The organism is uncultured Lentibacter sp., assembly GCF_937123735.1.
In the GTDB taxonomy this organism is placed as follows: Bacteria; Pseudomonadota; Alphaproteobacteria; order Rhodobacterales; family Rhodobacteraceae; genus Lentibacter.
The window spans coordinates 34494-53119 of the sequence record NZ_CAKZKL010000030.1 but is presented as its reverse complement, the minus strand read 5'-3'; the positions used below and the strand labels follow the sequence as shown (position 1 = coordinate 53119).

Annotated in this window: 20 protein-coding genes; 2 read left to right on the top strand and 18 right to left on the bottom strand. The window is 61.9% G+C overall.

Annotated elements, in window-relative coordinates; genetic code table 11:
* Positions 1-90 precede the first annotated feature (90 nt).
* The 14 genes from tilS to ruvC all read right to left on the bottom strand — a co-directional run bounded on the left by tilS (position 91) and on the right by ruvC (position 11771).
* Positions 91-1287: a tRNA lysidine(34) synthetase TilS gene (gene tilS / locus Q0478_RS09735; protein ID WP_298678762.1), complete on the bottom strand. Its 1197-nt coding sequence runs from the start codon at positions 1285-1287 to the stop codon at positions 91-93.
* Positions 1284-2105: a tetratricopeptide repeat protein gene (locus Q0478_RS09730; RefSeq protein ID WP_298678760.1), complete on the bottom strand. Its 822-nt coding sequence runs from the start codon at positions 2103-2105 to the stop codon at positions 1284-1286. Before Q0478_RS09730 ends, tilS begins: the two co-directional genes overlap by 4 nt.
* A gap of 12 nt (positions 2106-2117) precedes the next feature.
* Positions 2118-2627, bottom strand: a complete 510-nt coding sequence (pal, locus tag Q0478_RS09725) for a peptidoglycan-associated lipoprotein Pal (protein ID WP_298678758.1) — start codon at positions 2625-2627, stop codon at positions 2118-2120.
* Positions 2628-2723: 96 nt separating this feature from the next.
* Entirely contained in the window at positions 2724-4040 is a 1317-nt protein-coding gene (tolB, locus tag Q0478_RS09720; protein ID WP_298678756.1) for a Tol-Pal system beta propeller repeat protein TolB, read from the bottom strand.
* A 4-nt stretch (positions 4041-4044) separates the two neighbouring features.
* On the bottom strand, positions 4045-5052 hold the full coding sequence (locus Q0478_RS09715; RefSeq protein WP_298678754.1) for an energy transducer TonB: 1008 nt from the start codon (positions 5050-5052) through the stop codon (positions 4045-4047).
* Positions 5053-5058: 6 nt separating this feature from the next.
* Positions 5059-5553: a protein TolR gene (tolR, locus tag Q0478_RS09710; RefSeq protein ID WP_298678752.1), complete on the bottom strand. Its 495-nt coding sequence runs from the start codon at positions 5551-5553 to the stop codon at positions 5059-5061.
* Between the two features lies 1 nt (position 5554).
* Positions 5555-6250 carry a protein TolQ gene (tolQ, locus tag Q0478_RS09705; RefSeq protein WP_298678750.1) on the bottom strand — a complete coding sequence of 232 codons (696 nt, stop codon included), beginning with the start codon at positions 6248-6250 and terminating at the stop codon, positions 5555-5557.
* Positions 6251-6345: 95 nt separating this feature from the next.
* Positions 6346-6735: a tol-pal system-associated acyl-CoA thioesterase gene (gene ybgC, locus Q0478_RS09700; protein WP_298678748.1), complete on the bottom strand. Its 390-nt coding sequence runs from the start codon at positions 6733-6735 to the stop codon at positions 6346-6348.
* Positions 6732-7763: a transporter substrate-binding domain-containing protein gene (locus Q0478_RS09695; RefSeq protein ID WP_298678746.1), complete on the bottom strand. Its 1032-nt coding sequence runs from the start codon at positions 7761-7763 to the stop codon at positions 6732-6734. The genes ybgC and Q0478_RS09695 overlap by 4 nt, the downstream gene beginning before the upstream one ends.
* 1 nt (position 7764) lies before the next feature.
* The gene (locus Q0478_RS09690) at positions 7765-8841 is read right to left on the bottom strand and encodes a transporter substrate-binding domain-containing protein (RefSeq protein ID WP_298678744.1); all 1077 of its coding nucleotides are present in this window, start codon (positions 8839-8841) and stop codon (positions 7765-7767) included.
* A gap of 120 nt (positions 8842-8961) precedes the next feature.
* Complete coding sequence (locus Q0478_RS09685) at positions 8962-9594, bottom strand: hypothetical protein (RefSeq protein WP_298678742.1); 633 nt, start codon at positions 9592-9594, stop codon at positions 8962-8964.
* Positions 9591-10610 (bottom strand): Holliday junction branch migration DNA helicase RuvB, encoded by a 1020-nt coding sequence (ruvB, locus tag Q0478_RS09680; protein ID WP_298678740.1) that lies wholly within the window; start codon positions 10608-10610, stop codon positions 9591-9593. The genes Q0478_RS09685 and ruvB overlap by 4 nt, the downstream gene beginning before the upstream one ends.
* A 3-nt stretch (positions 10611-10613) precedes the next feature.
* A complete protein-coding gene (gene ruvA / locus Q0478_RS09675) occupies positions 10614-11267 on the bottom strand; it encodes a Holliday junction branch migration protein RuvA (protein ID WP_298678738.1) in 654 nt (217 codons plus the stop codon).
* A gap of 6 nt (positions 11268-11273) precedes the next feature.
* Positions 11274-11771, bottom strand: coding sequence for a crossover junction endodeoxyribonuclease RuvC (ruvC, locus tag Q0478_RS09670; RefSeq protein WP_298678736.1), 498 nt, complete (start codon positions 11769-11771; stop codon positions 11274-11276).
* 328 nt (positions 11772-12099) lie between these two features.
* Here ruvC and Q0478_RS09665 point away from each other — a divergent pair, with 328 nt between their 5' ends.
* On the top strand, positions 12100-12309 hold the full coding sequence (locus Q0478_RS09665) for a DUF1127 domain-containing protein (protein ID WP_298678734.1): 210 nt from the start codon (positions 12100-12102) through the stop codon (positions 12307-12309).
* A 119-nt stretch (positions 12310-12428) separates the two neighbouring features.
* Here Q0478_RS09665 and Q0478_RS09660 read toward each other — a convergent pair whose 3' ends face one another.
* The 3 genes from Q0478_RS09660 to Q0478_RS09650 form a co-directional block, all read right to left on the bottom strand.
* Positions 12429-12773 carry a hypothetical protein gene (locus tag Q0478_RS09660; protein ID WP_298678732.1) on the bottom strand — a complete coding sequence of 115 codons (345 nt, stop codon included), beginning with the start codon at positions 12771-12773 and terminating at the stop codon, positions 12429-12431.
* A 103-nt stretch (positions 12774-12876) separates the two neighbouring features.
* Positions 12877-13743, bottom strand: coding sequence for a 50S ribosomal protein L11 methyltransferase (locus Q0478_RS09655; RefSeq protein ID WP_298678730.1), 867 nt, complete (start codon positions 13741-13743; stop codon positions 12877-12879).
* 22 nt (positions 13744-13765) lie between these two features.
* Entirely contained in the window at positions 13766-15001 is a 1236-nt protein-coding gene (locus tag Q0478_RS09650; RefSeq protein WP_298678729.1) for an MFS transporter, read from the bottom strand.
* A gap of 130 nt (positions 15002-15131) precedes the next feature.
* Between Q0478_RS09650 and Q0478_RS09645 the strand changes: the two genes are divergently transcribed.
* A complete protein-coding gene (locus Q0478_RS09645) occupies positions 15132-16202 on the top strand; it encodes a YeeE/YedE family protein (protein ID WP_298678727.1) in 1071 nt (356 codons plus the stop codon).
* A 162-nt stretch (positions 16203-16364) separates the two neighbouring features.
* Here the strand turns inward: Q0478_RS09645 and Q0478_RS09640 are convergent, their stop codons facing one another.
* Complete coding sequence (locus Q0478_RS09640) at positions 16365-18560, bottom strand: primosomal protein N' (RefSeq protein WP_298678725.1); 2196 nt, start codon at positions 18558-18560, stop codon at positions 16365-16367.
* Positions 18561-18626: the final 66 nt, after the last annotated feature.

Below are 18626 nucleotides of genomic sequence, written 5' to 3'. Positions count from 1 at the left end.
GCGCCATGTTCCTGACTAAAATAGAGATCAAAGCGATATCTTCAACGCCATAAGCCACCTCGATGGCGCAATTCTGCTGTCAATTTTGCCTCAAGCCGGCAGATAAGGCGGTTCAGAAGAGAATTTCACCGAAAATTCGGGCCTCAGCCCAACACAAGGGGCGGCGAAAAGCCGCGTGCCTTGCCAGAGCGCCGGCGCCCCAAGAAGGGCCGCACGCGGCAACCCAAAGCTGCGCCACTCCGGCGCAAGCGCCAAGCCCCGCACGCCCAAAGCGCCCATCTGCGCCCCGGCAGGCCAGGGCCCCAGCAGGCTCAGCCCGTCCCAAGTGGTGCCATCTGTCGGGATTTGCGCGCCCGCTCTGGCCTCGCGCGCCACCACCACTTGCCCCTTATGGGCCAGAAGGGCGCAGCCGTTGACGGTGCTGTTCTTGCCGGCCAGCGCCCGCGCGAGCGCCCCGGCGAGGGCCTCGCGGCGTGCGGGATAGGGGCTGCGGCCCTGCCACATGGTCCAGGCGCTCATCAGACGGTGAGAAATCTCCCGGGGCAGGGCCGCCAGCGCTTGCGCCTCGATCACGATGTTGCGCCCCACAAGCTGCGCCACACGCTGTGCTGCGCCGGTGGCCATCTCTTCCAGCGCCTCATCCGCATCCGCCAGACGCACCGCCGTCTCTGCCAGCTGCGCGCCCGACAAGCCCATGGCCCCCATCGCCTGACGCATCCGAACCCGCTCAAACCGCGGGTCTTCATTGGAGGCATCTTCAGCCCAGACCTGCCCGGACTGGCTGAGAAACTGGCGCAGTTCCGCGCGCGAAACCTCCAGCAGCGGGCGTTCAAAGCCCATACCATGCGCGCGCCAGCTGGGGCGCATCCGCGCCAGCCCCTTCACCCCGGAGCCACGCGCCACGCGCATCAGGAAAGTCTCCGCCACATCATCTTGCGTATGTCCCAGCAAGACAGACCCAAGCCCCTGCGCACGGGCCCAATGCGCGAGCGCCTCATAGCGCCCTGCGCGGGCCGCCGCCTGCAAATTGCCTTCGCCCGACCAGTGCCAGCTCAATTCCGTATGAGACAGCCCGAGCCGGGCGCATACCTCGGCCACAAGGGCGCATTCGGCCTTGGCCTCGGCGCGCAACCCGTGATTGACCGTTGCACAGGCCAGCTTGCCTTCCCCGAGCTGCGCCACCAGATGCAACAGCGCCAGCGAGTCACTGCCACCCGAGACAGCCAGCCCAAACGGGCGCGCCGCACCCGCGAGGGCCGCGCGAAGCCGGTCCTGAACAGGCTTCACGAACAGCCAAGCCGGCTGCGCTCCGCCGCAGCTTTGGCCGCCGCTTCGCCGCCCACAAACCGCAGCTCGACTTCGGCAAGTGTCTTGCAGGCCTCAAGCGTCTGGCCCAAACGGCCCAATCCCTGCCCCAGGCGAAACAACGCCTCTGGCGCATCCTCACCCGTGGGCGCACGCCGGAAGGCATCCAGATAGGCCCGCGCCGCGCCGGTCAGATCGCCCTGTCCCTCCAGTGCCGCACCATAGGCCAACGCCACCTTGCTGGCCACGGGCGAGCCGGGGTAGGTTTCGTTAAAGCTTTCAAGCCGGGCCGCCGCATCGGCAAACTCGCCGGCCTCAAGCGCGCGGCGCGCGGCCTCAAAATCAGCAGCCTCCCCCACCGCAAGCTCCGGAGCCGGCGCAGCACCCGCCTCGGGCAGAACCACCCCGGCCGCAACGCCAGCAGGGATCTCGCCGCCCAGCGTGCTTGTCTCGGCGAGCTGGCTCAGATCACCGCCCTCAAGCTCCACGAGCCGAAACTCAAGATCAGCCACCCGCCGGGTGCCGTCGGCGGCAATCGCCTCGATCCGTAACCCAAGCTCTTCGGTCTTTGCCGTCAGCCGGCGCAATTCGGCCTCAAGGCCATCAACCCGCTCCAGCACAGACGCCCCAAGAGTCACACCCTCCAGCGCGCCGGTGGTTGACAGCTCGCGCTTGAGCTTTTGCATCTCGACATTCAGCACCGTCAGCTGTTGGCGGATGTCAGCCAGCGTCTCGTTGGTCTGGGCCGTGGCAAGGCCCGCCCCCAGACACAGCGCCAAAGCCGCAAGAAAGATGCGCATACCCCGGCTCCCTTAACTGTTGAACCCGTTGGCCAGCAATGTGACAGCGCGGCGGTTCTTGGCATAGCACGCCTCTTGTGAGCAAATCTCAAGCGGGCGCTCCTTGCCATAGCTCACAGTTTGCAACCGCCCTGCGGGCAACCCCTTGGCCATCAGGTATTCACGCACCGCATTGGCGCGGCGCGCGCCAAGGGCCAGGTTGTATTCGCGCGTGCCCTGCTCGTCGGCATGGCCCTCAATCACCACGTTGTAATCGGCATTTGTGGTCAGCCATGAGACCTGACCATCCAAAACACGCATCGCCTCATCCGTCAGGCTGGATTGGTCCACGGCAAACACAACCCGATCCCCGATGGTTTGCTGGAAATACAGCGGCGATTGGGGGTCTTGCGCTGATCCGGGCTCATAAGAGGTGATCCCTCCCCCCATCAGGCTCGGGTCATTGTCAAAACGGTTGGCATTGGTGCAGGCCGAAAGCGCAAGCACCGCAGGGATAACAAGTGTAATCAGTTTCAATTTCATGCTCTTTGCCTCTTTTTTTCAAGCCTGTGTAACACAGACACGGCCTTGTGTGAATTCTCTAGATTGAGCAGGCAGTGGCCCGCTCAGCTCTTTGGTTTAGCGCTGCAAGGGGCTCCAGGACGGGTCCGAAGCACCGCCCTCGGTGCGCACACGTTTCAAATTGCGCCCCGAAATATCCACGGAATACAGGCTTGATTGTCCTGCCGCCCCTTGGGTTTCCCGCGTGAACATAATCACCCGCCCGTTGGGCGACCAGGTGGGCCCCTCCTCCAAAAACGAGGCCGTCAACAGTTTCTCGCCACTGCCATCGGTGCGCATGATGCCGATATGAAACCGCCCCTTGGATTGCTTGGTAAAGGCCACAAGATCGCCGCGTGGCGACCAGACAGGCGTGCCATAGCGGCCCGGCCCGGTGCTGATCCGGCGGGCCTCCCCCCCCGTTGCAGACATAACATAAAGCTGCTGGCTTCCGGAGCGGTCGCTCTCAAAAACAATCTGACGGCCATCAGGCGAGAAGCTCGGTGCTGTCTCGATCGAGGGGGCAAAGGTCAGCCGCCGCTCGGCCCCGGTGTTGACATCGGTGACGTAAATATCGGTGTTGCCCCCGCTTTCAAGCGAAAATACCACCGTCTGGCCATCCGGTGCAAAGCGCGGCGCAAAGCTCATGGTCCCCGCACGGCTCTGCAAGACCCGGCGGTTCACACTGGCCACATCCAGCACATAAATCTTGGGGAACCCCGTTTCATAGCTCGTATAAAGAACCCGATCACCCGTGGGTGAAAAGCGCGGGGCCAGCACTATGGACCGGCTGTCGGTGAGAAACTGGGTGTTGGCCCCATCATAATCCATGATCGCCAGGCGCTTCTTGCGGTCGTCTTTTGGCCCGGTCTCGCTCACATAAACCACACGGCTGTCAAAATAAGGCGCCTCACCGGTGAGACGGGTGTAAACCTGGTCTGCCACCTTATGCGCCATGCGCCGCCAGCCGGTGCGGGTGCCCACCAGTTGCAAGCCCTTGCCCATCTCCTGCCCGGCAAACACATCATAGAGACGAAATTTCACCGTGATCTGCTCTCCTTGCAATGTGATCGCCCCGACAATCAGCGCCTGTGCGTTGATCGCTTTCCAATCTGCAAACTGAACCGGCGCGGCAAACGTGCTGAGCTGGGAAATAAAGGCCCCACGGTCAAGCTCGCGAAACAGCCCCGTCCCTGTCAGGTCTTCCGCAACAACCCGCGCGATATCGCGCGCCAAAGGGCCCGCGGCGGCATTTTCCGCAATGAAATCAGGCACAGCAATCGGCAGTGGCTCGATCACCGCATCGGTGATCTCGATCCGCAGGGGTTCGGCCTGGGCTTGAGAGGCCACGCTCCACAGGACAAGGCAGACAAGGCCGTATATTCTCAAGATCATCTGCTTACCTCATGCTTTCTGGGTTAAACTTAATTTCAACCGTCTTCCACTGGTCGTATTTTTCGGCCGGCAGATCAAATCCTGCATTGCCGCAAATGATAATCGCCCGGCGCGCTGCTTCATAGGCCTGCCGCGCGGCCGCTTCAGAGCCGTTTTCACTGCGCAGCAGAGTGATCGAATTGATCACCGGCTTGCCCGCGCGCGTCATCTCGACCCGCAGGTAGATGTTAACCGCCAAAGCCTCAGAAGAAAGAGCCCCGACATTATAGCAGCGGGAAATTGCCAGTTTCAGCCCCTCGCGCTCACCGCTGGTGAGCGGTGGCCCGCTGGGGGCATCGCCCGCCTCTGCTGCGCCCAGAGCTTGCTCCAGTGCGGCGTCAACATCCGCTTGCGCGGACCGTGCAGGGGCCTCGGCCGCGGGGGGTGTGTCCGGGCGCGGTGGACGGCCCTTGGGGCGCAGCGATTGGGCCGGTGCAAGCGTCACCTCATCCGCAGCCTCAGGGTTGATCTCGGTGGTGGCAGCTTCGGGCGCGGCGGCCTCTGTTTGCGGGGCGGGCTGCGCGGCGGCAAGGTCGGGGGCCGCCTCAGGGCTTGCCTCGGGCGCAACCTCGGCATCCAGCGGGCGGTCAGCGTCCACAGGCTCGGGGGCCACGCGCTCAAGCGGGCGCAATTGCGGCCGAGGGCTTGCACCCGGGCGCAAAACCGCCAAATCCTGCTCGGGCTGCACCAGAGGCGGCGGGCTTTCCACGCCGTCGACCTGCCCAACAGCCGCATCCTGGGGTGCCGCGAGCGGCGGGGTGTTCTCGGGCTGCGGTGGCACGGGCGCCGCCACCTCAGAGACAACCTGCGGCGCACGGGCCGCTGCCAGCGCCGCCTCGTAGTCGGCTTCACTGATCACCGAGACATCGGAAACTTCAAAAGGCAAAGGCTCACTGTTCCACCTCCCGCCAAAGAGAAGCAGTCCGATCAGCCCCAGATGGCCGATAAGGGATATGCGCTGACCCGTGTTCAAAACGCCCTACTGGTCGCTTGTGCCGCTGGGCGTGCTGCCATCCAGAGCCGGGCCGCCGGTCTCTGTGACCAGCCCGATGTTGGAAAACCCCGCACGGTTGAGCGCCCCCATGACCTGCACCACCTCGGCATAGGCCACAGCACCGTCCGCGCGCAAAAACACGCGGTCGCCCTCGCGCTCTGCCGCAATCGCGCGCATCCGCCCGATCAACTCTTCGCGCAGCACTTCGGTCTGCTGGATCATCACCACGCCCTCCGCCGTCAGCGTCACCGTCAGGGGTTCTTCAGCCTCTACAGGCAAGCTGTTGGCCGCCGTCTTGGGCAGCTCCACAGGCACCCCGACCGTCAGCATCGGAGCGGCCACCATGAAGATGATCAGCAACACCAGCATGATGTCGACAAAAGGCGTCACATTGATGTCAGACATGGGCCGCGAGCGGCCCCGCGCACGGCGGCGGCGGCTGCCCCCGCCCGTGTCTTTTTGCACAACACCCGCGCCCATATCAGCTGTCCAACTGGCGGCTGAGCAGGGTTGAAAACTCGTCCGCAAAGGCTTCATAGCCCGCCACAAGCCCCTCGCTGTCCGCGCTGAGCTTATTGTAAAAAATCACAGCCGGAATGGCCGCAAGCAAGCCCAGCCCAGTGGCCAGAAGCGCCTCGGCAATCCCCGGCGCCACCACCGCAAGATTGGTGTTTTGCTGCTCGGCAATCTCGATAAAGGCGTTCATGATCCCGATCACCGTGCCAAACAGGCCAATGAACGGCGTGGTCGAGCCAACCGTGGCAAGCACTTGCAAACCGCCGTTCAGCTTATCAGCCTCCTTGGCAATCGCCACATCCATGCTGCGGTCAATCCGCGAGTGCGCCCCGGCAATCAGCGCACCGTCCGATTTATGCGAGCGGCGCCACTCTGTCATGCCAGCGGCAAAAATCTTCTGGCTCTGGCCCTCCGGCTCCGCTCCGATCTGCTCATAAAGCGCATCCAGCGGCTCACCCGACCAGAAAGCCCGGTCAAACCATTCCGCCTCCGCGCGGGCGCGGCGATAGACGATGAATTTCTGGAGAATGATCGACCAAGACCAAAACGAGGCCAGGACCAAAACAATCATCACGAGTTTAACGGTAAAAGTTGCGCGCATGAAAAGCGCCCACATCGAGAAATCAATCTCATGCGCAACGGCCAATACTTCAGTTTCCATTATGCCTGCTCTCTTTGGGTGGCTTTTCGCCTTATTGCGTGCAAAATAACCGATTTGCTTTCAAAAAGCTATCCCAAGCCGCAGCGCCCTCCAGCTTAGTGCAGCATTTGGCGGATATTTGCTGGCAACCGCGTTGGCGCACCTTCCAGCGTCATGCAGACAACCGTGACAAAGGCATGAAACAAGACCTGTTCGCCCCGCTTAACCCATTGCTCCATAACCATTCTCACACCTGTCACAGATGTCACCTGGGTCTCGACAACCAGCGTATCATCCAGCTTGGCTGCGCCCAGGTAATCCGCTTCAACGCGGCGCACCGCAAAGACAATACCGTCGCGTTCCTTCATCACATTCTGGTCAAGCCCGACTTCACGCACCCACTCCGAGCGCCCCCGCTCGATATACCGCAGGTAATTGGCGTAATACACAATCCCCGCCATGTCCGTGTCTTCATAATAAACGCGGACCGGCAGGGAGTAGATCATTGGGCAAGCTCGTCTTGAAAGATTTTCAGATGTCTGGCCACAATCTCACCATATCGCCCCGAGGCTTTCAAGGCCGCTAGCCCGGCATTGAGCCGATACATCAAGGTCGTTCCGCGCCAGTGCTTTTTGGAAATGATCACATAAAGCGCCTCTCGGCTCAGCGGCGTTTCCAGCGGCAAGACCTGGCCTTTCAGGCCAAGCTCGACAACCTTGCGTGCCCCCAGAAAGATATTCACCGTCACCGCATCCACCTCGCCCGCCATCAGCGCTGCAAAACAGGCGTCAGGGCTATCGGCCTGCACGAGGGTGACCTTTTCTTGCGTCAGCCAGTGGCGGCCCGCGCGGTCCAGATCATGGGTGAAATAGCCTTTAGGGCGGCACAACCGCTTGCCAACAACATCTGCATCGCTCTCATAAACCAGCCCGCTGTCCACCTTGGCAAACAGCATGATCGGCAAGTCCATCAGCGGCTCTGAAAAATGGAAATTGGCACAGCGCGCATTGTCGGGCGTGGCGGCACAATCCGGCTTGAGCCAGGGAAAGCCCATGTCATGGGCCTTGCTGTCCAGAAGCGGAAACAGATGCTGCGCCCAGTCGTCTTCCCAGACAATCTCGTAAGGCACAGGCTGCGGCGCCAGCTCCAGCGCGGCGTTGACAAGCTCTGTTGCCATGCCCTGCCCCGGCCAGTCCCGATCGGTGAAGGGCGCATAATCGCCCCCTGTCAGCAGCGAAATCTCGGCCTTTCCACCGCGCAGGGGCGTGGCATCGGCGGCCGCGCTCCGGGCGGGACAAGGGATATACACCTCCGAGCCGACAACAACACGTCCCGTTGCCGCCTCCAGAACACCCTGATTGGCATAATAAATCAGGGTCCAGCCAGCGCTGTCGCCATAATGGGTCTGGGCAATCGAGAACAGCGTATCTTCAGGCTGCACCCGATAGCTCACGTTGCAAACGGCCTGCGCCATTTGTCCTGACATGACAACCCCAAGAAGGGCCAGCCCTGCCGCCTGAACAAGCCTGCGCATCTCAGAAATCCGCCCAGATGCGGCTCATATGGCGGTCAATGATCTTCTGATAGGTGCCGTTCTCCTTGATGTCGCGCAGCCCGCCGTTGATCGTTGCCAACATGGCCTCTGCCTCGGGGTGAGATTTGTGCACCAGCACATGCAGCCCTTCAATCGACAAGGGGCGCGCCTGCACGATCTCCACCTTGTCTTTCAAATTCAGAGTGTTGATGGCTGTGCGCCCCACAAATTCGTTGAGCGCCACCGCGTCCACCTCACCTGCCACGAGCATCTCAAAACACTCGGCCACCGCCTGTGGCTGGGCCAGTGTGATCTTGCCATCCGCCAGCCAGCGGCGGTCAGCGCGGTCCAGATCATGGGTGAAATACCCGTTGGGGCGGCACAGCCGCTTGCCGATCACATCTGCATCCGAAGCAAAGGGCATCGGATCGGCCTTGTTGGTGAACAACAAGATCAACATCTCAAACATCGGGTCGGAGAAATGAAAATTCTGGCAACGGTAAGTGTCGGCCATCACCGCACAATCAGGTTGAAACCACGGGAACCCCAGATCCAGCAGCGCATTTGACAGGAGCGGCTCCAGATGTGCGCCCCAATCATTGACCCAATGAATAGCATAGCCCTGCGCCGGCGCCGCCTGCGTCATGGCCGCATCCACCACCTCGGTCAGCAACCCGCCGCCGGGCAGCTCTGGGTCGGTGAAAGGGGCATAATCACCCGCTGTGAGCAGGTTGATCTTGTCGCGGCTCTGGGCCGTGCCGGGCGCAATGCGCACAGCCGGGCTGGCCACCGCCGCTTGCAGCGCCATCCCGTCGGGCAACCCGGCAGGCAGACCATCAATGCAGCCCAGTGTCAGCTTCATACCCACCCGCAGCGCATCCGGGCTCTCGCCAATCACCGCGAGGTTGGCTGCGTGAATGGCGGTCCACATGCTTGCATTTTTATACTGCGTATCGGCAATCACCGAGAGGCTGTCACCGCGCTGCACGGTGTAGGTGCCGCCACAGGTTTGCGCCAGAGCCGCAGTGCCAAACACCGCAGAAAACGCCAAAACAGCACCAAATATAGTGTTACTCATCAAAAAATACCCCCAAATCTGGCCGGGATACTTAGAAACAAAAAGATTCGGGTCAAGCGATTCTTACCCGCTGACACAAAGCCAGCACGCAGTCTTGCACCAGAAAGCAGGCCCCAAGGCCTAGGCCTTCGGCGTCATCCGCGCAAAGAGGCGCAGGGCCAATGCGCTGTCGCGAGAGGCATTGGGCAATTCGGGGGCATAAGCGGCGCGCAACAGATCGCCAATCTCCGGACGCACAACATCTGCCCCTCCGGGCAAGCGCGCCAGCGGCGAGTGCTCTGCAAAAGCCCCGGCACCCCACTTCAAAAACAGCTGCACCGCTTCTGTGAGCGCAAGGCTGTCGGCGGGCATCTCGGCCAGAGCCGTGTCCAGCCGCAAAAAGGCAAACCCCGCCTTCAGCCCACCATCGGGCTCAAAGCGAAACAGCCGGTAGCGGTTGGCCCCCCGCGCTTCAAGGCGTGGCACCAGGTCGTGCAGCTCGGGCACCAGATGGTGCAAATCGGGCACATCAATCAACTCGGCCCAATCGCGCATCACAAAAATCATCACATTCGCGCCCAGCTCCGGGTCGGTTTCGGCAAGCGGATGGCGGGTCAGAGCCGAAAGAGCCTCCAGCGCCCCCTTGAAAACCGCAATGGTTTCTTCTTCCACCCCAAAGACAATCGGCGCAATCGGCCGCGCCCAGCGCGCAAAATCAAAGCGCTCCGCACTGTCGCAAAACAGCGTCTCGATCTCGTCAGGTGTTAAGGTCATTCAAACAGGTCGCTCTGGCTTTTGGGCGGGGTCATCCCCAGATGGGTCCACCCCTTCTGGGCCAACATACGGCCGCGCGGTGTGCGCTGGATCAAACTTTTTTGCAACAAGAAAGGTTCAATCACTTCTTCCAGCGCATCGCGGCTTTCCGAGAGGGCTGCGGCGAGGGTCTCTATGCCAACAGGTCCGCCCGCATAATTCTCGGCAATCAGCTTGAGATAGCGCCGGTCGGCCCCGTCCAGCCCAAGGGCGTCCACACCAAGCCGCAACAGCGCACGGTCGGCCAGCGCGCGGCTCACAACCCCGTCTGCCTCCACCAGCGCAAAATCAACAACCCGCCGCAACAGCCGCCCGGCAATGCGCGGCGTGCCCCGCGAGCGGCGGGCAATTTCATGGGCCCCTTCGGCATCGGCCTTCACACCCAGTTTCTGCGCATTGACACTCACAATCCGCTCCAGCTCTTCCACCGCATAAAACTCAAGCCGGGTCGGAATCCCGAACCTGTCGCGCAGAGGCGTGGTCAAAAGGCCCAAACGGGTGGTCGCTCCCACCAGCGTGAAAGGCTGCAACTCTATGCGCACGGTGCGCGCCGCCGGCCCCTCGCCAATCACCAGATCAAGCTCGAAGTCCTCCAGCGCGGGGTAAAGCACTTCCTCCACAACAGGGTTCAGCCGGTGGATCTCGTCAATGAACAGCACATCATTGCGCTCAAGATTTGTCAGGATCGCAGCCAGATCACCCGCCTTGGCCAGCACTGGTCCGCTGGTCATGCGAAACCCCACCCCCAACTCTCGGCTGATAATCTGGGCCAAAGTGGTCTTGCCCAGCCCGGGGGGGCCATAAAACAGCGTATGGTCCATGGCATCCTTGCGCATCTTGGCGCTCTCGATGAAGACCTTGAGGTTGGCGCGCGCCTCGGCCTGACCGACAAACTCGCTCAGGGTCTGGGGCCGCAGGGCGCGCTCCACATCTTCGGGCAGCTCGCTGGGGCTCACAATAGGATCTCTCTTGCTCATACCCTAGCCCTTCGGTGCCAACAGGCGCAGCGCTTCGCGGATCAGAGCAGCCGTTTCGGCGCCACCGCCGTTTTCCTGCGCCTGCGCAATCGCGCTCGCAGCCTCGCTGGGGGCATACCCAAGGTTGGTGAGGGCCGAAAGCGCATCCGATTGCGCCGCGCCGCCGGAAGCAGCCGCGCGCACAGGGGGGATCTCCTCCAGCACATCGTCCAGCTCCCCCGCCTGCGCCACCGGGCCCGCGCCCAGCGCCATCAGCGAAGGGGCCTTGTCTTTGAGCTCGTTGACGACGCGCTGCGCCGTTTTGGGACCAATGCCCTTGGCAGCCTTCACCGCACCCCAATCGCCCAGCGCAATCGCGCGGCTCACCCCGTCAGGCCCCAAAGCGCCCAGCATGGCCAGCGAAGCTTTTGCGCCCACGCCCTGCACAGTCATCAAGAGCCGGTGCCATTCTTTTTCCACCAGTGAGACAAAACCGAACAGCTGCAAATTGTCCTCGCGCACAAGCAGGTCCGTATAGAGGGCCACAGCCTCCCCGGCCTGCGGCAAGGCCCGCAAACAGCGCTCCGAGCAATACACCAGATAGCCCACACCGCGCACATCAATCAGCACATGATCTTCCGCGATGTAATCCACCCGTCCGGCAATCTTCCCGATCATAGCGCGTCAACTTCCTGTTCTGGCCAGCGTGAGCTCGGCATATTTGTGGTGATGCGCATGGCAAATGGCAATGGCCAAAGCATCCGCCGCATCCGCTTTGGAAACATCGGCCCCGGGCAGCTGCATCTTGACCATATGCTGGATCTGTTCCTTGCTGGCATGGCCCACACCCACCACAGTTTTCTTGATCTTGTTGGGCGCATATTCCGCCACGCGCAAGCCAAATTGGGCCGGCACCAACAGCGCAATGCCACGCGCCTGCCCCAGCTTGAGCGTGCCTGCACCATCTTTGTTGACAAAGGTGTGCTCAACGGCGGCAGCCTCTGGCTGATGCGCCTGCACAACGGCGCTGAGCGCCACGTGCAACGAGCACAACCGCGCCGCAAGATCATCCCCCTCAGAATGGACAACCCCTGCCGCGACATAGCGCAGGCGCGGGCCATGCGCCTCGATCACGCCCCAGCCCATGTTGCGCAGGCCCGGATCGATTCCCAAAATACGCATCAATACCCGCTCCGCTGCCCAAATCTGTTGCTTTTTTGAAGCACTAGCACGAAAGGGGAACATCTGCCAAGGCCCTACGCGCGACCGGCCTAAAACCTCAAAAATGCCGCATTGCAGCAAAAAACGGCTCAAAATCGTCATTCTGCCCGCCAAAACCGACACCAAAACCACCGCAATTCGCCATAAAATTAAGGCGTCTTGGCAGTGTTTGACCTATGCAGAAAACGCATGGGACTTATGCAGAAAAAACCCCTTGCGCAGGGTGCATACGGCCCCCAAATGCCGCCAATCCGACGACAGACCATAACTCTAGAAAAGGAATACGGATATGGCCGCCATCGAGTATACACGCGCACAGCAAGTTGCTGCCTCTAACGGCCGTATCGGCCAGTTCTTTGTTCACCTGACAGCCGCTTTCGTGGCCTGGAACGACGCCCGCTCAACGCGCAAGGCCCTCTCCCAGCTCAGCGACCGCGAGCTTGAAGACATCGGCCTGTGCCGGGGCGATATCGACGCCATCGCCGAAGCGGCGCGCTGAGCGCACGTCCCAAAGAGCGCAGCCCAGATCAGCACGGGTCACAAAACCAAAAGCCGCGCCAGTGAGAGCGCGGCTTTTTTATTGGCACCAGTGGCTTTCCAGTGGCTTTCCGGCCGCTCTCAGCTCAAGATCCCGGAAAAGATATCTGCAAGCACAAAGGTCAGCGTGCCGGGCTCCATCAGCCAAGCACCCGCCTGTTCCACAAGCGTGCCCCCGCGCAGCGGCTCGAGCTTGGACATATACTTTTGAGGCCCGTAATTGGCAAAGACAACCGCCTTGAACAGCACCGCAATCAGCGCCACGCCCAAAAAGGCCGTCAACGGGCCAGAGCTCTTGGCGCGCTTGGGTTTGACGGTGATCAGCCCACTGCGATCCACCCGAAACCCATAGCCGTTGCGCAGCGAACGGTGCTTGCGCACAATGCGCGTCAGACGTCGATCAAATTTTTGCACGTTGGCAGACATGGCAAACTCCAGTGCCCCCACCGAAGTCCGTTACAAATTGATCTAAAATTGTGGCCAAACTTGGGCAACTCTCTCAAATGAACTGAAAAACAACACCGATTTGTCACGAACGGCGCAGCAAAAGCGTGCTCCAGTCACCAATCACCTGCTTCTCAACCAGATTGGTTCCATTCTGTGCATAAACCGCGATCACCTCTTCTGCCTGCTCATTGAGAATCCCCGACAGAATCGCATAGCCCCCGGGGGTGAGATTGGCCGCAATCTCCGGGGCAAGCGCCACAAGGGGGCCCTTGAGGATATTGGCAAAGATCAGATCAAAAGGCGCGGCCTCGGCCAAAACAGGGTGGCCAAAGCCCGCCGCTTCAAGGCATTCGATCCGCCCTTCCAGCCCGTTGGCGCGGGCATTGGCCAGCGCCACCTCGACAGCCACTTCGTCAATGTCGCTGGCCAGAATGCGCACATCCCAGATCCGCGCAGCCCCCATCGCCAAAACAGCCGTGCCACAGCCGATGTCGGCCACAGCCTTGGGCGAAAAGCCCGCGCTCACAAGCTTGTCGAGCGCCAGAAGGCAGCCCAGCGTGGTCCCGTGATGCCCCGTGCCAAAGGCCATGGCCGCCTCGATCAGGAGTGGCTCTGCCCCGTCGGGGAGCTTGTCGGCATCATGGCTGCCATGAACAAAGAAACGCCCCGCCACCACAGGCGCAAGATCGCGCTTCACCTTCGCCACCCAGTCGGTCTCCGGAATTTCAGAAACAACAAACCGCGCGCCGTGCAGCGCCTCCAATAGCGCCAGCCCCGCCTTGTCGGGCGCTTCGGTGAAATATCCCGCCACTTCCCACAGGCCCGAGCCGTCTTCCATCTCAAACACGCCCACACCCGTTGGCTCCGGCAGCATCCGCTCCAGTGCCGCGCCCAGCGCCTCTGCGTCGGCCTTGTTGTCAATGGTGGCAAATGCCGAATAGCTCGTCATGGTCTTATCCTGTTCGTGTCGGTTATTTCGCGGGCGCAGCCGCGGTAAATTTGGAGAAAATCGTCTCGTTGCCCGGCTCCGGGTGGCGCGGAATGAGCAGCGCCAAAAGGAAGGACACCCCGGCCATACAGGCCGCAAGGATAAAGACAGAGGTGGGGGAAACCAGCCAGAGATAGCCCAGAGAAGCAGGCAAACCCACCGCCGCGATGTGGTTGATGGTAAAGGCCACCGCCGCCGTGGGCGCAATATCGCGCGGATCGGCGATCTTCTGGAAATAGGTCTTCAGGGCCAGCGCCAGCCCGAAGAAAATGTGGTCAATCACATAAAGCGTGGCCGCCAGCACAACGCCCCAGCCAAACATGTAGATCCCGCCATAGGCCAGAAAGACGATCATCAGCCCAAGATACTCAAACAAAAGCGCGTTGCGCTCGCCAAACCGGTGCACCACATGCCCGAGCACCGGCGCAACGAACATATTGACCACAAGGTTGATGAGATAAAGCGAGGCCACCTCATGCACGGCAAAGCCGAATTTCTCCACCATCATGAAGCCGGCAAACACCATGAATATCTGCCGCCGCGCCCCCGCCATGAACTGTAGGCAGTAATACAGCCAGTAACGCCGCCGCAGGATCATCTTTTTCACCTGCGGATGCGGCGCTTCAAACTGCGGATAGGCAAACAGGCAGAACACCGCCAGCGCCGCCGTGATCCCACCGGAGATCATGTAAACAATATTATAGGTCAGCCCCAAGGGCTCCCACAGGGCGACAATCACCAAATAACACATCAAGGTGGCCGCCGAGCCTGTGGCCAGCAAATAGCCCAATACCTTGGGCGCGCGCTCCTTGCTCAGCCATTGCAGCTGGAGCGACTGGTTGACCGTCTCGTAATAGTGAAAGCCAATTGAAGAGATCATCGTGACCGTCAAAATCCCCGCCATGGAGGGGAACCATGCGGTGACAGCCGTGGCTGCGCCCAGCATGATGAGCGAGACAAGCCCCAAAACCTGCTCGCGCATGAATATGATGATGGCAATCACCCCGACCGCCAGAAACCCCGGAATCTCGCGCACCGTATGCAGCCAGCCGTTGTCAGAGCCGTCAAACCCGCCGACCTCGATCACGAAGTTGTTGAGCAAGGCGCTCCAGGTGGCAAAGGCAATGGGCATGGCAAAAGCCATCACAAACAGCAGCGCTTGCGGGCGTCGCCAAAGCGCAAGATCGGATGTATCTTTGAGGTGTATAATCCGGGCCATGGCTTCGCTTAGACCTTTTCAAGGGGCTTGCACAGGCCAAAAAGCCCGCCCAATGCAGCGCGCAAACCTGATCCAAATCAATGCAACACACGCCCACTGGCGCTAGGAGCAGGTCAGAAAGCGAGGACAGATGGACATTATCCCCCTTATCGAACGCATCGGCGAAGCGCCCACGGCGGCGCTTTTCGGACTCATCACCGGCATGGTCTTTGGCATTGCCGCGCAGCGCTCGCGCTTTTGTCTGCGCGCCGCCTCGGTCGAATTTGCCCGTGGCATGATGAAAGACAAGGTCGCCGTCTGGTTCCTCACCTTTTCCACCGCCCTCGTCTGGGTGCAGGGCGCACAGCTTCTGGGGCTGATGGAAACACAGGAAGCGCGGATGATGGCCGTGCCGGGCAGCTGGTCCGGCGCGATCCTCGGCGGGCTGATGTTCGGGGTCGGCATGGTGCTGGCGCGCGGCTGCTCGGGCCGGCTGCTCGTTTTGGCCGCCACGGGCAATCTGCGCTCGGTGGTCTCGGGGCTTGTCTTTGCCGTGGTGGCGCAGATGTCGCTCTCCGGTGTGCTCTCGCCCGCGCGCGACACGCTCGCCGCCCTCTGGATCACCGACGGGGGCCGCAACATGGACCTTCTGGCCAGCCTCGGCCTGCCACAGGTTTCCGGCTTTGTCCTTGGGCTCGGTTTTGCGGCGCTGGCGCTGTTCTTGTCCATCAAAGAACGCATCGGCATCGCCCGGCTTGTCTTTGCCTCGGGTGTGGGCTTTGCCGTCGCACTGGGCTGGGTGCTCACCTATAGGCTCTCGCAAGTCGCCTTTGACCCGGTGCAGATCGAAAGCGCGACCTTCTCCGGCCCCTCGGCCCATACGCTGATGTTTTTTCTCGACCGCACCTCTGTCTTGGAGTTTGACGTCGGCCTCGTGCCGGGCGTTGTGCTCGGCTCCCTGCTCGCTGCGCTCGTGAGCCGCGAATTCAAGTTTCAGGGGTTCACCGACGAAAGCAACATGCGCCGCTCCATGACGGGCGCTGTGCTGATGGGCTTTGGCGCCATGCTGGCCGGCGGCTGCGCCATCGGCGCGGGCGTCACGGGCGGCTCGATCTTTGCAGGCACAGCCTGGCTCGCGCTCTTTTGCATGTGGGTCGGGGCTATGGTGACGGATATGGTCGTGGATCAACGCGGCCTGAGAGGCGCACGCGCAGCGCAGTGATCAGGGTTCGAATTGCACTGCGTGCAATCCGACCCGCTGGGGGCTTTGCCCCCAGACCCCAGCTAAGCTGGGGGACCAGTCCCCCAGACCACAGATTTTACTGGGGGACCAGTCCCCCAGACCCCCTGGGATATTTTGAGCAATAAGAAAGAGCCTGTCGGCTCAGTAGAAACTCTGTGGATCTATATCAATGGACAGGCGGAGCTGGTTGGGCAGCTTGAGCCCCTGTGTCCAGGCGCGCAGGGCGGTTTGCAGCGGCGCATCCTTGGGTGCTTTCACAAGCAGGCGCACGCGGTGACGCCCGCGCACACGGGCCACGGGCGCAGGCGCAGGCCCGAAAACCTGCGCCCCGATCTGGGCCAGCGGTGCGGCGTTGCGCGCCAGATGCTCGCCCAGATCAAAGGCATCGCGCTCCTCGGGAGCGCTGATCACCACACCCGCAAGCCGGCCAAAGGGTGGCATACCAGAGAGACGGCGCTCGTCGGATTCCGCCCGCCAGAAGGCGCGCTCCTCCCCCGACATGATGGCGCGCAACACGGGATGTTCGGGCTGATAGGTCTGCAACATGGCAACCCCGGCCTTGTCCGCCCGCCCCGCCCGGCCCGAAACCTGCCGCATCTGTTGGAAGGTGCGCTCGGCGGCGCGCATGTCACTGCCTTGCAAGCTCAGGTCGGCATCAATCACCCCCACAAGCGTGAGCAGCGGAAAGTTATGGCCCTTGGCCACAAGCTGCGTGCCGATGATGACATCCGCCCCGCCCTCGGCAATCTCCACAATCTGTGCCTTGAGCGCGCGCGCCGAGCCGAAGAGATCGGAGCTGAGCACCGCCACCCGCGCCGCAGGAAAGCGCTCCGCCGCCTCTTCGGCCAGCCGCTCCACCCCGGGGCCCACAACAGCCAGGGTGCCCTCGGCCTCGCAAGCGGGGCACACCTCGGGGATCGGCCGTGTCGCGCCACATTGATGGCACATGAGCTGCTTGAGAAAGCGGTGCTCAACCATGCGCGCATCGCAATCGCTGCAAGCGATCTGCTCGCCACATTTGCGGCACAGTGTCACCGGCGCATAACCGCGACGGTTGAGAAACAAAAGCGACTGCTCGCCCTTGAGCATCCGCGCTTTCACCGCACTCTCAAGCTGCGGTGAGATCCAGCGGTTGGACGGCAGCGTCACCTGCCGCATGTCCACCGTGCGCAGCTCGGGCAAAACGGCTGCACCATAGCGCGACGTGAGCTCGATCAGCGCGTATTTGCCGCTCTGCGCATTGACCCAGCTCTCAAGGCTTGGCGTGGCCGAAGCCAGAACAACCTGCGCCCCGGCCAAAGCTGCACGCAGCACGGCCATATCGCGCGCATTGTAAAGCGCGCCGTCTTCCTGCTTGTAAGAGCTGTCATGCTCCTCATCGACAACAATCAACCCGAGGTTCTGAAACGGCAAAAACAGCGCCGAGCGCGCGCCGATCACCAGCTGCGCGCCGCCCTCGCCGACCATTTTCCACACCCGCCGCCGCTCAGTCATGGTCACGCCAGAGTGCCACTCGGCCGCCTTCGCCCCAAAGCGGGCCTCCACACGGCGCATGAAATCGGCCGACAGCGCAATCTCGGGCAAAAGCACCAAAGCCTGCCGCCCCTGCCGCAGCGCCTCGGCGATGGCCTCAAGGTAAACCTCGGTCTTGCCCGAGCCGGTGATGCCCCACAACAGCGTGGCCCCGTATGCCCCGGCCCTTTGCTGCGCCACGAGCTGCTCAGCCGCTGCGGCCTGATCTTCTGTCAGAACCTTGCCCGCGCGCGCGGCATCCAGCCGCGCAAAGGGCAAATCGCGTGGCGTATCTTCCTCGCGCACCGCGCCCTGCTTGACCAACCCCTTGATCACCGAGGGTGTCACCCCCGCCTGCTCGGCCAGCTCGCGCTGCGTAAAACCCAGCGCGCCAAATTCCTCAAGCACAGCCAACACCCTCTGGCGCGCCTCGGTCACACGGTCCGGTGCTGCGCTGCCCATCCGATAGATCTTCTGCATCGACGGCGGGTTGCTCAGGCCCGGCGCGCGTGTGGCCAGCCGCAGCATCTGCGGCATCGGTGTGAGCGTGTAAGCCCCGCATTTCTCCAAGAAAGCGCGCATCTCCTCGCGCATCGGGGCCACATCCAGCACCCGCACAATGCTGCGGGCACGGCTCAGGTTAAACCCGCCAACCCCCGCGCCCCAAACCACCCCCAAAACCTTGCGCGGCCCCAGCGGCACCTCGACAAATGCGCCGCGCATGACACCGCCCTCAGGCGCTTTGTAGTCAAGTGTCTGATCCAGCGGTTGCGTTGTCAGCACCGCCACGAGCGCACCTTCGTCAAAATAATCAGGCTGGCCCACGCGCCCTCCGCTTTTGGGTTTCAGAGCCCCTTTCTATGGGCTAAGCTCATGGGCGACAATTCAAAT